This is a genomic window from Kosakonia radicincitans DSM 16656 (genome assembly GCF_000280495.2).
Taxonomy (GTDB): domain Bacteria; phylum Pseudomonadota; class Gammaproteobacteria; order Enterobacterales; family Enterobacteriaceae; genus Kosakonia; species Kosakonia radicincitans.
The window spans coordinates 56608-71329 of sequence record NZ_CP018016.1 but is presented as its reverse complement, the minus strand read 5'-3'; the positions used below and the strand labels follow the sequence as shown (position 1 = coordinate 71329).

Here is a 14722-nt window from a genome sequence, read left to right as displayed (position 1 = left end):
TTAAATTCATAGATTAGGAATGTTCAATGAATGCAATTTTCGGAATGGAATCAAAAGATATTATTATGACTGCCGCAGTGATTATTGGTCCAATACTTGCTGTGCAAACACAAAAATTATTAGAGCAATTCAGGGAAAGAAAAAACCAACGCCTTTCTATTTTTCGAATATTAATGTCGACCAGAGCACAAAGATTGCATAGAGAACATGTTCAGGCCTTAAACATGATTGATATAGAGTTCTATGGAAGAAAATTTCCATTATTCAAAATTAAATATCAAACTAAAAGGGAACAAGCCGTAACACATGCATGGAAAAGTTATAACAGCCATTTAAATAAGCTCCAGGATTACCCTGATATTAATATATGGTTTTCCAAATCAGACGATCTCTTTACTGATCTGCTATATGCGCTTTCACAAGCCATGAACTATGACTTTGATAAAGTACAATTGCAAAGAGATTGCTACAGCCCAATCGCCCACGGCGATCAAGAAGCTACACAAGCAAATATTCTAAAAGGCCTTGAAAAAGTTCTCTCTGGTGAAAATCCTTTACCTATGCATATAACAAATATTCCGGTTAATACTCCAAGTGAAAGTTTTCAAGGCGACAACCAAGAGATGAACAAAAACTAAGACCAGTCTAAGCTTTTGGTTCAATGCCCCTTTCCCGCAAAGCCTCCCTCGCTAGTTCCTTTAACCAACTGGCGAGGCTTACCCCTTCTTCAGCTGCCACAGCATCAAGCTGTTCCTTTAACGCCGGATCAATACGCATTTTGAACTGCGGTGATTGACCGCCACCTTTCGGTTTTTTCTCGCGTGATATGGTTGACATGGGGCCACCTATTTAACTATTCTCACTTTATAGGAGGCCACCTAAAAGCAATCCTTCCTATCATAGCAACGCTCCGAAAGTGCAGGAACACAACCGGAGCGTCTAACCATCCCCAACTATCAAGGAGTTGATAATGGCTGATCCGCATTCTACCCCAGACTTTACGCCCACCGGAACCGAGCACAGTGTAATTGTGCGCTATCGCCCGAATCAGGGCGACACCAGTACGCCGTGCATTATGCTTTCCGGCAAGTGGCTGCGCGATGCCGGGTTTGATACCGGGCAACATCTGCTGGTGAAGGTGATGCAGGGTTGCATTGTGCTAACCAAACACAGCGAGAAGGAAGAGTGGCTGGCAAGCGAGCTGGATAAAACCCGCAGGCAACTCAGGGAAGTGAAAAGCGTCATGAAAAACGCCTATCTGCAATCAAAGCCTAACTGAGCGCCCTTTCTCCTTTATCTTCATAGTGGTTGCGCTAATGAAATGCAGTATGAGTATCTGGCATACTGCATAGCTTATTCAGCAATCAGAACGCATATCGCGGAGGCAGCATGGCAGATGAACGCTTAACCCAATCCCCGGCAGGTGAATTTATCATGTTCGCCAGCGGTGACGGGAAAGTACGCATTACATGCCGCTTCGAGCATGAAACCTTATGGCTCCCGCAGGCATCCATTGCCGCACTTTACCAAGTCACCCCGCAAGCAATAACCCAACATATCAAAGCCATTTATGAAGAGGGAGAACTTGAACAAAACGCAACCTGTAAGCCTTACTTACAAGTTCAACAGGAAGGGACACGGCAGGTAAGTCGCAACACTCTTCACTACAGTTTGCCAGTCATACTTGCCATCGGCTACCGCGTTCGCTCCACCCGGGGCACACAGTTCCGTCAGTGGGCAACCCAGACGCTCCAGGAATACCTGATTAAAGGTTTTGTGATGGACGACGAGCGGCTGAAAAACCCGCCAGTCGGTTCTTCTGCCGTGCCTGATTATTTCGATGAGATGCTGGAACGCATCCGCGATATTCGGGCCAGTGAGCGCCGGGTATATTTACGGGTTCGGGAGATCTTTGCGTTATCCGCCGATTACCAGCCGTCACTCAAAGAAACGACGCTATTTTTCCAGACTATCCAGAACAAATTACATTTTGCCTGTACCGGCCTGACCGCCGCTGAGCTTATTCATCAGCGGGCTGATGCTCGTCAGCCAATATGGGGTTAAGTGAAAAAGTGCATAAAATCGACGTTTATATATCATAAAAATTTTTATAATACTCTTAATTGTCAGTCGGGGGTATAAAATACCCCCGAGACGTTATGGTTCATCAGTTTTTTATAATCACGATCTTGTTTTTTTCAAGCGCATAAAAACATGTCCATCCCAGCGCAGATCATATTTTATATTTCCGATACCGGATAAACCAAGGTTATGAGCGATAACATTAAAAACAGCTTCGCATGAGCAGGCATTATTTTTTCTCAGCCTGTAAACCCCCTCGTTAACATCAAATAAATAAACCGATCCGCCACAATTTAACAGTGCCGTAGAATGTGAAAAGCTGGAATACGTATGCTCAAGGGGATGCAGGATCCTTTCGCTTAATGCCGTGGATATAACAATGGCAGTATTATTATATGCAGGAACATTGTTCAGAATACATTTCATGTGGAATCTCGCAGCAGTGTCACCCGCCAACTCATAATGTAATCTGTAACCGGCTCGCCTTGCCAATAAATCCTCCTGCCTGTTTAGCGTTTGCAGAAGTTGTATACGCCCTTCTGTTGTTCTGTGCATTTTTATGGCAGAATTTTGCACATAGTTACCAAAATCAAAAAAACGCTGTTTGTCATTAATGGCAAATCCAACTGTATTTTTATCATTGGCAATTTCTCGCAGCGCATCAGAAGTCCAGTACAGAGAAGAACCGAAGCAAATCCCATTAAGCTGATGCTTATCAAGATAATTATTATAATCCCTATAAATATCGACGCACTTCTCAAATCCATTTAATATTTCAGTCATTTGCATTGCACCTTAATTTTATAACTTATTAATCCATTAAAAAAGCACATTAAGATCGAATCGCATGGATGAAAACTATATAAGCATGCACTATAAGAATCTTCTAAAAACGCTTTAAATAAGAATTACAATAAACACTAACGCATTTAACACAATGATTGTTATTTGATGGTTTGTTATTTGCGTTAAGACGCAACGCAAACAGCATTAACAATGCAATACACTATTTTCCCTTCACCTCTAATGGGCCCCTCTGTATTTGCAAGGGTGACGATAATAATGGAGGATAAGGAAATATTACCGCATTCACCAAACGCGCCCGGCCAGAAAGACGAACCCTGTTGCATAAACCTCACCAACGTTATCCGCGCATAAATCAACCAATATCGGGCGCAACTGCGATTTATCACTCAGGATGTTCAGGAGTAACATAGACACTCCAAAAACCGACAGATAACCACCGACAGACAACAACCGATGAAACGCTCACTTTTTATCGTCATCACCGTTTTTTACTTCAACACCACTTTTGCCGCAGCGCCGTTACCAAAAGATGTCAGTGATTTCCGCGCGCTTGCCGAGCAGTGTGAACATTTTGCCAGCGAACAGGACAGCGATCTCAATGAGCAACAGCAAAAAGCACTGGATGCCAACCTTGAAGCTACCTGCGGTAAGGCCGTGGTTCAGCTCAAAACGTTACGGGAAAAGTATAAAAACGACGAGGAATTAATGAAGGTCATCAATGCCTATGATTTCTGATAGCTCTTCTGACGTGAATACATCATGGAAGGTGCCAACAGAATCTCCTGGTATATTGCCGCGGCGTTGCACCAGGCAATCTGAACCGTTTTGCGAAGAAAGCTTATTGCATATGCGTTAACAAATGTCGGCCAGGGGGAGCAGGAAGAGTGTAGCGTGTCGGGGATCTGACCATTTTCAACTCGTTGCTGTCTTTGCGCTCCTGAAAGGTTGCCTCCGGTACAACTTTACCGGCAATACAGCAAAAACAGTCATTCCAGTTATTGTAGATCTGGATCAGTTCCGCGACGCTGTTTAACCCGAGTTTCCGCAGGATCGCATTTTTATAATTACTGACGATTTTCTTATCCAAACCGAGCGCTTGCGCAATTTCATCACCCGCCTGGTAATCCAGCAGGTGGAGTAAAATCTTATGTTCCGTTTTATTCAGGTGGATTTCCCGGGCAGTATCAAACTTTTCCTTTCCTTTCAATAGCTTAAGAATTTTCTTAAGCTCATGCTTCAGAAAAGACAAAGAGGAAGCTTTGTCCACTTTTATGAATCTTGAACATATAAATGAAGGAAAACTTTTTTCTTCACTCAGGATTAAAATGAGTTTATCAACACTAAAGAATAATATTTGTTCATCCCCACGATCGTACGCAATCAATGTATGCGTTGCGCAAGGATTAATCGCTTTGAGCAGTATATCCATGCCCATCACAAAGTAACTGTCCTGTGAGATGATATACATATTCAGCCCCCGATAAGGTTATTTCTCGCCTCGTCCACATGACTGATACGTTTGTCAGAGTAATGTTAACGTTTGCCGCAGGGTTTATCTTTCACATTGAAAAACAAAGTTTTCCAACCCATTGTATTATTAATAAATAATGTCCTCAGGTATTCTTATCTGCCGGCTCGCCTGCACCATCTGAGTTGTTAACAATACATTATATTTCCGTTAAAAACTTCGCAAGCTCATCGGTAACATAAAACGAAAAAAAAGAACTGGAATATATCAACCAAATGCACTACGAGAGCCCAAAAGTTTATTCATACGGAATTTTTTAACACCGTATGTATTAACAGGTTGATTAACATATCTTAATTATGAAAAAAGAAAAAAAGGATGAAGGGAAAATTTCATTTTCTAATTTTTGCTACCTGTCTAATAGTCGACCTACTAAAATTAGTTATCTTTTTCTTAATAGCAAGAATATCGATCATGTTTTAGGATTTTTCATGTGGCAAGTGAGTGATTAAGAAATTAATTAACAAGTTGCCTTTTATCCTGGGCTGACAAACGATGTTGTTAACCTGCCTCTTAAATTTTACCTGTAATATTAATGTAATATACAAAAGCGAACTGTGCTACACAGTGCCAGATGAAAGATTGCACAGCCCGAAGAGAACGCTTACATTCGAAAGACATGCCTTGCTTTTCAAACTGTTATTATTCGGGGAGTGTTATGTTTTTCGCTGATCCCACGGTTATCACTGTCACTCATCCGGAGTGCTGCTGATGGCGATACCCAAACTGCGTAACTGGTTGCCTCTTCTCATCCTCTCACTGCTCTTTGTTGCCATGATGGAGCTGGTCCATTTGCCTGCGGCGCTCCTGCTGGGTCCGATGTTTGCCGGGATTATTCTCGCCATCCTTAACCGGCCTGTGGTAGTAAGCAAAACCAGTTTCGGCGTTGCGCAGGCGGTGGTCGGCGCCATGATCGCCCATGCCATTCCCCCTTCGGTGTTCGGTCGCATTGCTGCCGACTGGCCGCTGTTTATCAGTTGTATTGTTTCGGTGATTTTCGCCAGTGCCATTCTCGGCTGGATTATGGCGAAGCTACAGGTTTTTCCTGGCTCCACGGCGATCTGGGGTTCATCGCCAGGCGCGGCGGCAGCCATGACCATTATGGCCGAGAGTTTCGGTGCCGATGTCCGCCTGGTGGCGTTTATGCAGTATCTGCGGGTGATGATTGTGGCGCTGGTTGCGGTGCTGGTAACCCGCATGTGGATGGGCGCGACCAGCCCGGATCACGCGGTCGCGACATTTACCCTGTTCGGCCCGGTGCGCTGGCTGCCGTTTGTCGGTACGTTGCTGGTCATTGCGGCAGGTTATCTGATCGCCCGGCGGGTAAAACTTCCCTCTGGTCCGATGCTGATAACGTTAATTCTGGGAACCATTATCGAAGATACCGGGGTGTTGTCACTGGAATTGCCGCCGTGGCTGCTGGCGCTCTCCTACGCGGTGATTGGCTGGAGCATTGGGCTGCGCTTTACGCGGGAGATTGTCTGGTACGCCGCCCGCGCACTGCCGCGCGTGTTGCTGTCGGTGCTGACACTGGTGGCCGTGTGCTGCGGCTTTGCATTTTTGCTGGTGCAGTTCGCCGGTATCGATCCGCTCACCGCCTATCTCGCCACCAGCCCCGGCGGGGCAGACACGGTGGCGATCATCGCCTCTTCAAGTCACGTTGATATCTCGTTTGTGATGGCGATGCAGACCGGGCGCTTTATTCTGGTGCTGATCACCGGCCCGGCGATCTCACGCTTTGTGGCGAAAAGGCTGGGAGCATAACCCCGGCAGGAACGTCAATGCCGGGGCGACAATCACCCCACAGCCAGACGCAGCCTTTCGATCACCCCAGCCACTTCACGGCGCGCGTCGCCTTGCAGCGTCTGTAATGGCGGCGGCAGACACGGCGCCGTCACCACGCCCAGTAATTCGGCGGCAGTTGCGATCACGCGCAGGCTGCCGCCATAGCGGTTGAACAGATCCCACAGCGGTGCCAGCGCGTCGGAATGCGCCCGTGCCTGCGCCATGTCACCGGCCTGCGCCGCGCGGGAGATGGCCAGCGCCGCTTGCGGGAAGAGTCCGCCGAGCACCGAATACCAGATCCCGCAGCCAACGCTCAGACCATCAACTGCGATGGCATCGCCGCTGATGCCGAGCGTAATATGTGCCGGAATGTGCGCCCGCAGCGCCGCAATCCGCTCCAGCGCGGCAATGGGAGGAATTTTGATCGAGCCGACATTGGGTAACTGGGCGATGCGGGCAAGCAGCGCATCGCTGAAGGTGAAATGCGTCGCACGGGGATTATCGTAAACGCAGAGCGGCACCGACAATTCGCGTGTCACCGCCGCGTACAGGCCGAACACTTCATCTTCGGTTAACGCGTGATAGGAAACCGGCGCCAGCAACACCGCGCTAACGCCCGCTTTTTGCGCATCTTCCGCCAGCCACAGCACATCGCGGGTACGCAGTGCGCCAATCCCGGCGATCACCGGCACCGCGCCGGAGTGTTCCGTCGCCAGACGCAACGCAGCAGCGCGTTCATTACGGCTGAAATAGGGATAGCAACCCGTCGATCCTAACGCCCCAATCGAATCCACCCCGGCCACGCGAAGTTTTTCGATCAGCCGAACGTATGCCGCTTCATCCAGCCGCTCATCAACCAGCGGCGTCAGCGGAAATGCGCTCAGTCCAGTGAAATCCATGCTTTACCCCCCTTCAGAGTCAGAAACCCAGCGCTGTTTTCTCACAGCAACAGCCTGGCATCATACGTTGCAATCCGGCGATCGGTTCGTCGCCTGCCTCACATAATGCAGCCTGCGGCATTTCCGGCAGGCTCTTGAGGATGAACCTTAGTTTTCGTCGCCAACCGGAACAGCGTAGCGCAGGCTGATAGCGTTGTAGAGATCCACCACCGGGTCAATGGCCGGTACCACGCCGTGGCGCAAACGGATATCCCGCACCACTATGCCAACGACAGCGCGCAGCCGGTGATCTTTACCATGACGGCCAGCGAGCGCCATTCATGAATCTCCCTCATAACGTCATTATGATTTAATGACATCATCATTTGTGTCGCTCTGATTAAGATAACGTTCCGCCTTTGTCGGCACCCTCCTCGTTACTGAATCAGGATCCTATGAGCAACAAGATACACGGGCCGCTGTTCCTCGCGATCCTCAGCGCGCTGATGGCCTTTACTTCTCTGTCGACAGATATCTATCTGCCCGCCATGCCGCTGATGGCCAGCGAGCTGCAAGGGGATATCGAACTAACCATTACCGGTTTTTTAATCGGCTTCGCGCTGGCACAACTGGTATGGGGACCGATCAGCGACGCCATTGGCCGCCGTCGACCGCTGTTTATCGGTATGCTGCTGTTTATTATCGGTTCCGCTGGCTGCGCCCTGTCGACGGACATTCAGCAAATTGTCTTCTGGCGCGTGTTTCAGGCCTTTGGCGCCTGTACCGGGCCGATGCTGGCGCGGGCGATGATCCGCGATCTGTTCGCCCGCACCCGCGCCGCGCAGATGCTCTCGACGCTGACCATCATTATGGCTATCGCCCCGATTATCGGGCCGCTGACGGGTGGGCAAATCATTAAGATCACCAGTTGGCACGCCATTTTCTGGCTGCTGGCGGTGATTGGCGGGCTGATGTTCTTCTCTCTCTATGCGCTGCCGGAAACCCTGCCGCCGGAAAAACGGGTCAACACCTCGCTGGCGGGCGCATTTACCAACTATTTCTCGCTGTTGCGCAATCGTACCTTTATGCGTTTTACGCTGTGCCTGACCTTTTTCTACGTTTCCGCGTATGCGTTTATTACCGGGTCGCCGTTTGTCTATATCCGCTATTACGGTATCGATCCGCAATATTACGGCTGGCTGTTCGCCATCAATATTGTGGGGCTGATGGGGATGAGTATGGTGAACCGGCGGCTGGTGCAGCGCCATCCGCTGGAAAGACTGCTGAAAATCGCCGTAGCCGGTGCCGCTGTTGCAGCCGTTGCGCTGGCGCTGGTGGTGAAGCTGCAACTGGGTGGCATTGCTGCGGTCGTTGTCTGTGTCTTCCTGTTCTTCTCAATGAACGGCATCATCGCCGCGACTTCTACTGCTGCGGCGCTTGATGCGGTGCCTGCCATTGCCGGGTCAGCCGCCGCGTTAATGGGTTCCTTGCAGTACGGCAGCGGCATCATTTCATCACTGCTGCTGACGTGGTTTCGCGACGGCACGCCATGGACAATGGTGTGGATCATGGCGCTCTTCACGCTCGCCAGCGCGGCGATGGTACTGCGCCGCCATTCATGACCCTGGCTCATAAGCTCATGCCGATTTCTCCCAATAGTCGCAGGTAATCGGCAGGGCTATGATCGCTGTTCCCGGAAAACGTGCGGGGCAGCGGTCACGCCAGCCTCCACCGATTTTCCGCCCGGTGAGTAAACTTAACGATAAGACCCACACTGGAGAAGACCATGAAGATCATCCGCAATGCTTCCGTTCCTTCTGCGCAAGGCCCAAAGGAATATTTCACTGGCCATGTTCGTATCGACGCGCCGTTTAAGGCCGAAGAACCTGCCCGTGTGGGCGGCGCAACGGTGACGTTTGAACCGGGCGCGCGCACCGCGTGGCATACCCATCCGCTCGGCCAGACGTTGATCGTCACCCACGGTAAAGGCTGGATCCAGTGCGAAGGCGAAGCCATTCAGGAGATGAACCAGGGCGATATCGTCTGGATCCCGGAGGATGTTAAACACTGGCACGGCGCGACAGCGGATACAGCGATGACACATATCGCCATCGCCGAGTCGTTAAATGGCAGCCCGGTGACCTGGCTTGAACAGGTTACCGACGAGCAATATCGCGGCTAACGAAGAAGCCATGAATAGCGTTGAAAACAACGTGGTGGTGATCGCCGACGATGTGGATATCAACGAAATTCTCTTCCGCCCGGCGCGACAAGCGCTGTAAAACCGTGGCGCAGGACGTGCCTGCGCCGGTTTAACGTGGCAACAATTCTGGCGTAAAACGCTGCAACTCACTCAGCAACAGCGGGTTATCCGGCGAGTTAAACAGCTCGCTAAGCTCCGTTTTTTTGTTATGGAAGGCCAGCGCTTCCGGGTTCGCTTTACCACTGATCGCCTGTTTCGCTTTACGGTTACACCACTGGCGGTACTCTTCCAGCGTGGCGCGGTAGCGCTGTGCATTCTCACGCATCAGGTGTTCGGCCAGACGGAATTTGCCGTAGCGGTCGCAAAGCTGACTTTCGATGTAGATCGCTTTCGGCAGGATATCCATCATCAGGGTGATAAAATCCAGCACCTGCTCAAGGTGGCGATCGGTCAGCTCATCGGCGAACGAGAGCAGATTATCAATCAGCGACAACACTTCATTACGCTCGCAGGCCAACTGCGCCAGCAGGCTTGCCGCTACGTCTTTGGTCTCCTCCACCAGCGCTTTATCCAGCAGCAGCACGCGGGCCGATTCCACCACGCCAAAATAGCGCGACAGTTTTTCCATATAAAAGATGACGTTCTGCGCATGAATATCGGCGGAGATCACGTCAATGCTCTGCTGTAGCTTGTCGATTTTTTTCGCCAGATACAGGGTTTGCACCACAATTGCGCCGACAACAATGCCTGTCGAAAGGCCGATCGCCGCCAGTTGCGTGGCTTGCGCCATCTGTACCAGCTGTTTCAGTTCGGTGATGGATTCCGGGTTAAAAGGGATCTGTTTGAGCGGCATATGCTGCGCAATCCCTGATTTTTCCGCCAGTTCCGTCCAGTACGCCACGCCGTCGCGCAGCACCGCTTTCCCGTTTTGCAGCGCCTCCAGTACGTCCGGATAGACCTTAAGCCAGTCAAACGTAAATATGGTATCCATCAAAAAATGTCCTCTTCAGGTTTCAGAAGCTGCTGGCGCATCGCCGCAATTTGTACCACCGCCGGCAACGTAACGCGGTAGGCCGGGCCGGTCAGCGCCGGTAGCGTGAGCAGCGCGGAGATCGCCATCCCCACTGGACCGGCAAAAATACCGATCGCCCGCACCAGTCCCGCATTGGCCGCCAGCGCCAGCCCGCGTCCCAGCAGCGCTCTGGCGACAGCATTGGCCACAATCAACGACACCTGGTAAGACATAAATCCGCCGAGGCGAATCGCCGCGATAATGGCGGACAGCGCCGCGCCGCCCGCCAGATTGCCGTTGATTTTCAACTGCGCGCGCACGCTGGCGCGTTCGGCTTCACTCATGTTTTCCCAGGAATCCTCAAACAATTTCGCCAGCATCGCTTTCTCGATTTCTACCGTGTCGGCGGAGAAATCCGTTTTCACGCCGATTTTTTTACACACATCGGTCAGGATCTCTTTGTACGGCACGCCGTTGCGGCGAATGAAATTCATCAGAGAATCGCCGCCAAAATGCTGCAATTCAGCCCCAATAAGCTGCCAAACCTGGCGAAAATCGCCGTTTGCGGCCTTGAATGCCTCATCGCCGGTTAATGACTCGGTGTAGCGCGTGGAACCATCTTTGTCGGTGGTTAAATAGTTCACCAGTACGCCCAGCATCTCCTGGTCTGCATAGCGCAGAAGCTCCAGGTCTGTATCCTGCCTGTAGTTATTTGCCATCGGTTATTGACTCTGTGGTAGTGCTGTCCTGACGTGCGGCAGCATGGGTGAGAAATTGCACTTCAACGCGGCGGTTGCGCTCATCATCAGGCGAAATGCCGCTGAGCGGCTGTGAATCGCCAAAACCGGCGACAATCACGCGCCGCGATTGTTGTTCATCCAGCGAGGTGACCAGCAGCTTGCGCGCTTCCCGCGCACGGGCGGCGGAGAGCGTGTAGTTGTCGTCATAAACGGTACAGAAACGGGAAATATCGGTGACCGGATTGCTGACCTGCAAGTTGTCGGTATGCCCTTCCACAAACACCTGGGTATTCGCCGCGCTGCCAACAAACTCAGCAATCCGCGGGGCCAGGCGCGCCAGCGCATCTTTTGCCTGATCGGTGATACAGGCGCTGCCTTTGGCGAAGATTTTGTCGCGCAGGGTGATTTTGCCGCTGGCCATATCAAACCCCACCAGCATCTCTTCACCACGATCGGCCATCTCCTTTTGCATGCTGTGCATCAGGGTGTTCAGCTTCTGCTGCGCTGCCGCCAGGCCGCTGTTTTTCTCCTGCTCGCGCTTCACTTCCGCCACTTTATTTTGCAGCACCGATAACACCAGCATCAGCATGACCACGGCCATCACGCCCGCCATCAGATCCGAGATAGAGACCCACTCATTTGGTTTATCTTTCATCGGCTGATTTACGCCTCTGCGCTTTCAGGCAGCGGATTCAGCCTGTAGTGTTGCGCTTCGGTCAGCAATGTCGCGAGCTTACGCTGCATATCCATCACCGCGGCAATAAGCGCCTCTTTTTCTGCCGATGGCAACTGGCTGGCGAGCTGTTTCGTCGTAACGTCACACAGGTCTTCCAGCTTCTCATGCAGCGTAACGATGACCTTACAGGCGTTTTCCAGCGCGGCTTGCGAGTCATTAAAGCGCTTCGGCAGCGACTCCAGCCGCTGGTTGCTGACGGAGACGGCCATCAGGCTGGTCTGGATCTCTTTGGTGACCCGCTTGATGTATTGCGTCATCTCCTGCACTTCAATGTTGAGGTTTTCACTGGTGATGGAGAAGTCGTTCATCACCCGGCTCTGTACTTTCGCCGCCTCATTGGTTTTCTCGCTCAGCTCCGTCATGGTGCTATCAATACGCGCCGACATGGTATCGACCGACAGGCTGATCACGGAGGTCGCCGAGGTAAGCTGGCTGGCCATCTCCGTCATATTGCTGCTGAAGGCATCGCCCATCTCGCCAATCGCCGCTTTGAGAGAGCGTTCGATGGTTTCCATGGTGGCGCTTAGCTGGCGGGTGGAAGCAGACAGCATCTCGCTCATCTGCTGTACGTTGCGGGTAAAGTCGCTGTTCATCTCTGTCACCACAGCAGAAAGCTCGCTGCGGATATCATTCATCACGCTGCTTAAATCCTCGCCCAGCGTGGAAACAACTCCTTGCAGGCTTTCCGCGGAATCCGCCACTTTCTGCGAAGCGTTACTCATCGCGCCAGCCGCCTGTTGCAGCGCCTCCAGGTTCTGCTGGCTGCTGCGCGTATAGCTCTCCAGCAGGCTGCGGGATTGCCCGTTGATATCGGCAATTTCCGTCAATGTCGCCAGTTGATGCGTATGGCGCTGCGTTTCGTACTCTTCGGCGCGTTTCGCCTGCTGAACAAACTCATCGCGTAATGTCTGAGTTTGCTGCGTCAGCGCCGCGACGAGACTTTCGGTGGCCGTTATCTGCGCCTGCTGTTGCTGCGCGTGGCGCTGCGCTTCGGCTTCTTCGCCCTGTTTTACCTGCTGCACAAACGCATCGCGCAGCGTTCGGGTTTCCTGCGCGAATGCCGCAACGAGCGTGTCAGTCGCCGTTATTTGTGCCTGCTGCTGTTGTTGAAGTTGCTCGCGGCGCGCGGCCTCTTCCGCTTCGCGGCTCTCATCAATCGCCTGCTGCAACCGGGCCATGCACCAGCTTAAGCGGCGCTCTTCATAGCCGTTATGGGTTTCCCACCACTTCAGGACAATAAAGGCGATAATCCCCCAGGTGGAGGTTTTAAATTTCACCCCCAGCCCCTGCATCATATTCATCAGATCGCCCATGGCGCTATCCATTGCGCCAATGCTGTTGCCGGTGTTATGCAGAATGCCGGAGGCTTTATCCAGCGCCAGCCCAAGGCCAAGAAACGTGCCCAACAGGCCGACAATTAACAGCATCCCCGGCATAATGGCGGCGATCTTCTCCGCTTTCGTCGCCACCGACTGGCTAAGTTCAGCGGCGGAACCCAGCCCGGAATTCATTTTTCCCTGCGTCTGACCATCCCATAATGTTTGCCAGTTCGCCTCTTTCGCCCGACGTTTCACGCTGCGAATAGTCATCGCCACGCCAGCTACCATCACCAAAAAGAAGAAAAGCTGTAACACATCCAGACCGGGAATCAGGAAATGGCCGACCTCTGCCAGCAGGTTCATGCCATCACCTCAACCATCAGCCCTTTTTCGGTACGTTGCTCGCAATCGTTGGCAAAGATGAGCGCAAAGTCGTTGATCAGATACTGTTCTTCCGTCGAGAGCGCCGACCACGGGCGGTTGTCCTGTGAACACTGAATCAGCAGACGCCCCACTTCCGCGCCGCGCTCCAGCAGAAATTCATTTCCTTCATCAATCAGTTGCTGTTCGTCTTTTTCCAGCATTTGCAGGAAGCCTTCGGCCGCATTCACGTAACAGCGACGCGCCTGCAAGGTATCTTCCAGTGCATTCAATTCTTGTTCTTCGCGCGGCAGGGAAATCTGCAAGTCGTTGAGCATAGCCATATCTTCCGCGCTCAGCGTTTCATTGTTCTGGGCGCGCAACAGGCGATCGCGCAGCATGCGGCTGCGGGAGAGCACCTTGCTATCGCGTTCCCAGTCCGCCTCCAGTAACTGACGGCTTTTCTCCCAGGCGATGATCATCTCTTCGAAGATAAACGGAATGATCGGCTTACCGAACTGACGAGTCGTCAGTGCATCCAGTTGCAGTGTGTGCTCTTCGCTGAACTCCGCATCCTGTTGAATCAGACGGTTAGCGGCGAAAATGATAAACAGCAGGTCATCATCAATCTCTTCCACGCGGGTAACGGATTCCATACGGCTTTCGTAAAACGCCAGCAGTTTCTGTACCGCGCGCAGGCGCAGGTAGTATTCAAAGTCCTGCAAATCGTCGCGCTCAAGGGCGATGTCCACTTCCGCTTTGGCAATCATGTAGTTGTTCAGCATCGCAATGGCGGAAACGGCGGATTTCTCTTCACCGTGCAGTTCACGTTCCGCTTCGGCCAGCGCTTCTGCATGGCGGCGAGCCTCTTCCAGCGCGGCTTTATCGAGCTGCTGCTGACGCGCGCCTTTGCACCAGTCAATCACCCATTGAATCGCTTTCTGCGCGCGACGCACCAGCGGGTGTTTATCGGCTTTCTCCAGCCACGCCAGCCCTTTATCCAGCAATGCCAGCGCTGTTTTGACCCAGGGATGCGTAAAGTACGCGCCTACCATCTTCAGGAAGGTGCGGCCTTTGCTGATGTGCGGTTTAATGCGCGTCCACATCTGGCTGACTTTACCGACAAAACCTTCCGCTTTTTCCGCCATCCAGCCAATGGCGCTACTGACGTACTCTTTCGCCTTGCTCACCGCCGACGAAACAAAGCTGCCAACCGAGGAAACCACAGAGGAAGCAAAATCGCATACAGAATCTAACCAACCCATTATTTTT

15 protein-coding genes and 2 pseudogenes are annotated in these 14722 nt (G+C 51.9%); 7 read left to right on the top strand and 10 right to left on the bottom strand.

Annotation, left to right across the window (positions count from 1 at the left end):
• Positions 1-26 precede the first annotated feature (26 nt).
• Positions 27-638 (top strand): DUF6680 family protein, encoded by a 612-nt coding sequence (locus tag Y71_RS00365; RefSeq protein WP_007369472.1) that lies wholly within the window; start codon positions 27-29, stop codon positions 636-638.
• A 7-nt stretch (positions 639-645) separates the two neighbouring features.
• Here the strand turns inward: Y71_RS00365 and Y71_RS00360 are convergent, their stop codons facing one another.
• Positions 646-837, bottom strand: coding sequence for a toxin-antitoxin system HicB family antitoxin (locus Y71_RS00360; RefSeq protein ID WP_007369471.1), 192 nt, complete (start codon positions 835-837; stop codon positions 646-648).
• Between the two features lie 133 nt (positions 838-970).
• On the opposite strand from Y71_RS00360, the gene Y71_RS00355 reads away from it, so the two are divergent.
• Both Y71_RS00355 and rhuM read left to right on the top strand, forming a co-directional pair.
• On the top strand, positions 971-1279 hold the full coding sequence (locus Y71_RS00355) for a SymE family type I addiction module toxin (RefSeq protein ID WP_007369470.1): 309 nt from the start codon (positions 971-973) through the stop codon (positions 1277-1279).
• Between the two features lie 110 nt (positions 1280-1389).
• Positions 1390-2061 (top strand): annotated as a pseudogene (gene rhuM / locus Y71_RS00350) (RhuM family protein); the annotation flags it as partial.
• A gap of 120 nt (positions 2062-2181) precedes the next feature.
• Here the strand turns inward: rhuM and Y71_RS00345 are convergent.
• Entirely contained in the window at positions 2182-2865 is a 684-nt protein-coding gene (locus tag Y71_RS00345) for a hypothetical protein (RefSeq protein WP_007369468.1), read from the bottom strand.
• 477 nt (positions 2866-3342) lie between these two features.
• Between Y71_RS00345 and Y71_RS00340 the strand changes: the two genes are divergently transcribed.
• Positions 3343-3624, top strand: coding sequence for a hypothetical protein (locus Y71_RS00340; protein WP_007369466.1), 282 nt, complete (start codon positions 3343-3345; stop codon positions 3622-3624).
• Positions 3625-3727: 103 nt separating this feature from the next.
• Here Y71_RS00340 and Y71_RS00335 read toward each other — a convergent pair whose 3' ends face one another.
• Positions 3728-4357, bottom strand: a complete 630-nt coding sequence (locus tag Y71_RS00335; protein ID WP_007369465.1) for a helix-turn-helix transcriptional regulator — start codon at positions 4355-4357, stop codon at positions 3728-3730.
• 771 nt (positions 4358-5128) lie between these two features.
• Here Y71_RS00335 and Y71_RS00330 point away from each other — a divergent pair.
• The gene (locus Y71_RS00330; RefSeq protein ID WP_007369463.1) at positions 5129-6181 is read left to right on the top strand and encodes an AbrB family transcriptional regulator; all 1053 of its coding nucleotides are present in this window, start codon (positions 5129-5131) and stop codon (positions 6179-6181) included.
• A 32-nt stretch (positions 6182-6213) separates the two neighbouring features.
• Here the strand turns inward: Y71_RS00330 and Y71_RS00325 are convergent, their stop codons facing one another.
• Together Y71_RS00325 and Y71_RS00320 are read right to left on the bottom strand one after the other, a co-directional pair.
• Entirely contained in the window at positions 6214-7101 is an 888-nt protein-coding gene (locus Y71_RS00325) for a dihydrodipicolinate synthase family protein (protein WP_007369462.1), read from the bottom strand.
• Positions 7102-7120: 19 nt separating this feature from the next.
• Positions 7121-7344, bottom strand: a pseudogene (locus Y71_RS00320) (hypothetical protein); the annotation flags it as partial.
• A gap of 191 nt (positions 7345-7535) precedes the next feature.
• On the opposite strand from Y71_RS00320, the gene Y71_RS00315 reads away from it, so the two are divergent.
• Complete coding sequence (locus Y71_RS00315) at positions 7536-8702, top strand: multidrug effflux MFS transporter (protein ID WP_007369460.1); 1167 nt, start codon at positions 7536-7538, stop codon at positions 8700-8702.
• A gap of 164 nt (positions 8703-8866) precedes the next feature.
• Positions 8867-9262 carry a (R)-mandelonitrile lyase gene (locus tag Y71_RS00310; RefSeq protein ID WP_007369459.1) on the top strand — a complete coding sequence of 132 codons (396 nt, stop codon included), beginning with the start codon at positions 8867-8869 and terminating at the stop codon, positions 9260-9262.
• Positions 9263-9392: 130 nt separating this feature from the next.
• On the opposite strand, the gene Y71_RS00305 is transcribed toward Y71_RS00310, so the two are convergent.
• The 5 genes from Y71_RS00305 to Y71_RS00285 are packed head-to-tail and all read right to left on the bottom strand — an operon-like array spanning position 9393 to position 14715.
• Entirely contained in the window at positions 9393-10274 is an 882-nt protein-coding gene (locus Y71_RS00305; protein WP_007369457.1) for a hypothetical protein, read from the bottom strand.
• Positions 10274-11014: a YaaW family protein gene (locus Y71_RS00300; RefSeq protein ID WP_007369456.1), complete on the bottom strand. Its 741-nt coding sequence runs from the start codon at positions 11012-11014 to the stop codon at positions 10274-10276. The genes Y71_RS00305 and Y71_RS00300 overlap by 1 nt, the downstream gene beginning before the upstream one ends.
• The gene (locus Y71_RS00295) at positions 11004-11690 is read right to left on the bottom strand and encodes an OmpA/MotB family protein (protein ID WP_007369455.1); all 687 of its coding nucleotides are present in this window, start codon (positions 11688-11690) and stop codon (positions 11004-11006) included. The genes Y71_RS00300 and Y71_RS00295 overlap by 11 nt, the downstream gene beginning before the upstream one ends.
• A gap of 8 nt (positions 11691-11698) precedes the next feature.
• Positions 11699-13453, bottom strand: coding sequence for a coiled-coil domain-containing protein (locus tag Y71_RS00290; RefSeq protein ID WP_007369454.1), 1755 nt, complete (start codon positions 13451-13453; stop codon positions 11699-11701).
• A complete protein-coding gene (locus tag Y71_RS00285) occupies positions 13450-14715 on the bottom strand; it encodes a hypothetical protein (RefSeq protein ID WP_007369453.1) in 1266 nt (421 codons plus the stop codon). The genes Y71_RS00290 and Y71_RS00285 overlap by 4 nt, the downstream gene beginning before the upstream one ends.
• Between the last annotated feature and the right edge of the window lie 7 nt (positions 14716-14722).

Coding starts and splice junctions, on each gene's coding strand:
- Y71_RS00345 (WP_007369468.1), bottom strand. CDS start 2,865: ATGACTGAAATATTAAATGGATTTGAGAAGTGCGTCGATATTTATAGG.
- Y71_RS00325 (WP_007369462.1), bottom strand. CDS start 7,101: ATGGATTTCACTGGACTGAGCGCATTTCCGCTGACGCCGCTGGTTGAT.
- Y71_RS00365 (WP_007369472.1), top strand. CDS start 27: ATGAATGCAATTTTCGGAATGGAATCAAAAGATATTATTATGACTGCC.
- Y71_RS00295 (WP_007369455.1), bottom strand. CDS start 11,690: ATGAAAGATAAACCAAATGAGTGGGTCTCTATCTCGGATCTGATGGCG.
- Y71_RS00330 (WP_007369463.1), top strand. CDS start 5,129: ATGGCGATACCCAAACTGCGTAACTGGTTGCCTCTTCTCATCCTCTCA.
- Y71_RS00285 (WP_007369453.1), bottom strand. CDS start 14,715: ATGGGTTGGTTAGATTCTGTATGCGATTTTGCTTCCTCTGTGGTTTCC.
- Y71_RS00305 (WP_007369457.1), bottom strand. CDS start 10,274: ATGGATACCATATTTACGTTTGACTGGCTTAAGGTCTATCCGGACGTA.
- Y71_RS00335 (WP_007369465.1), bottom strand. CDS start 4,357: ATGTATATCATCTCACAGGACAGTTACTTTGTGATGGGCATGGATATA.
- Y71_RS00315 (WP_007369460.1), top strand. CDS start 7,536: ATGAGCAACAAGATACACGGGCCGCTGTTCCTCGCGATCCTCAGCGCG.
- Y71_RS00300 (WP_007369456.1), bottom strand. CDS start 11,014: ATGGCAAATAACTACAGGCAGGATACAGACCTGGAGCTTCTGCGCTAT.
- Y71_RS00360 (WP_007369471.1), bottom strand. CDS start 837: ATGTCAACCATATCACGCGAGAAAAAACCGAAAGGTGGCGGTCAATCA.
- Y71_RS00340 (WP_007369466.1), top strand. CDS start 3,343: ATGAAACGCTCACTTTTTATCGTCATCACCGTTTTTTACTTCAACACC.
- Y71_RS00355 (WP_007369470.1), top strand. CDS start 971: ATGGCTGATCCGCATTCTACCCCAGACTTTACGCCCACCGGAACCGAG.
- Y71_RS00290 (WP_007369454.1), bottom strand. CDS start 13,453: ATGAACCTGCTGGCAGAGGTCGGCCATTTCCTGATTCCCGGTCTGGAT.
- Y71_RS00310 (WP_007369459.1), top strand. CDS start 8,867: ATGAAGATCATCCGCAATGCTTCCGTTCCTTCTGCGCAAGGCCCAAAG.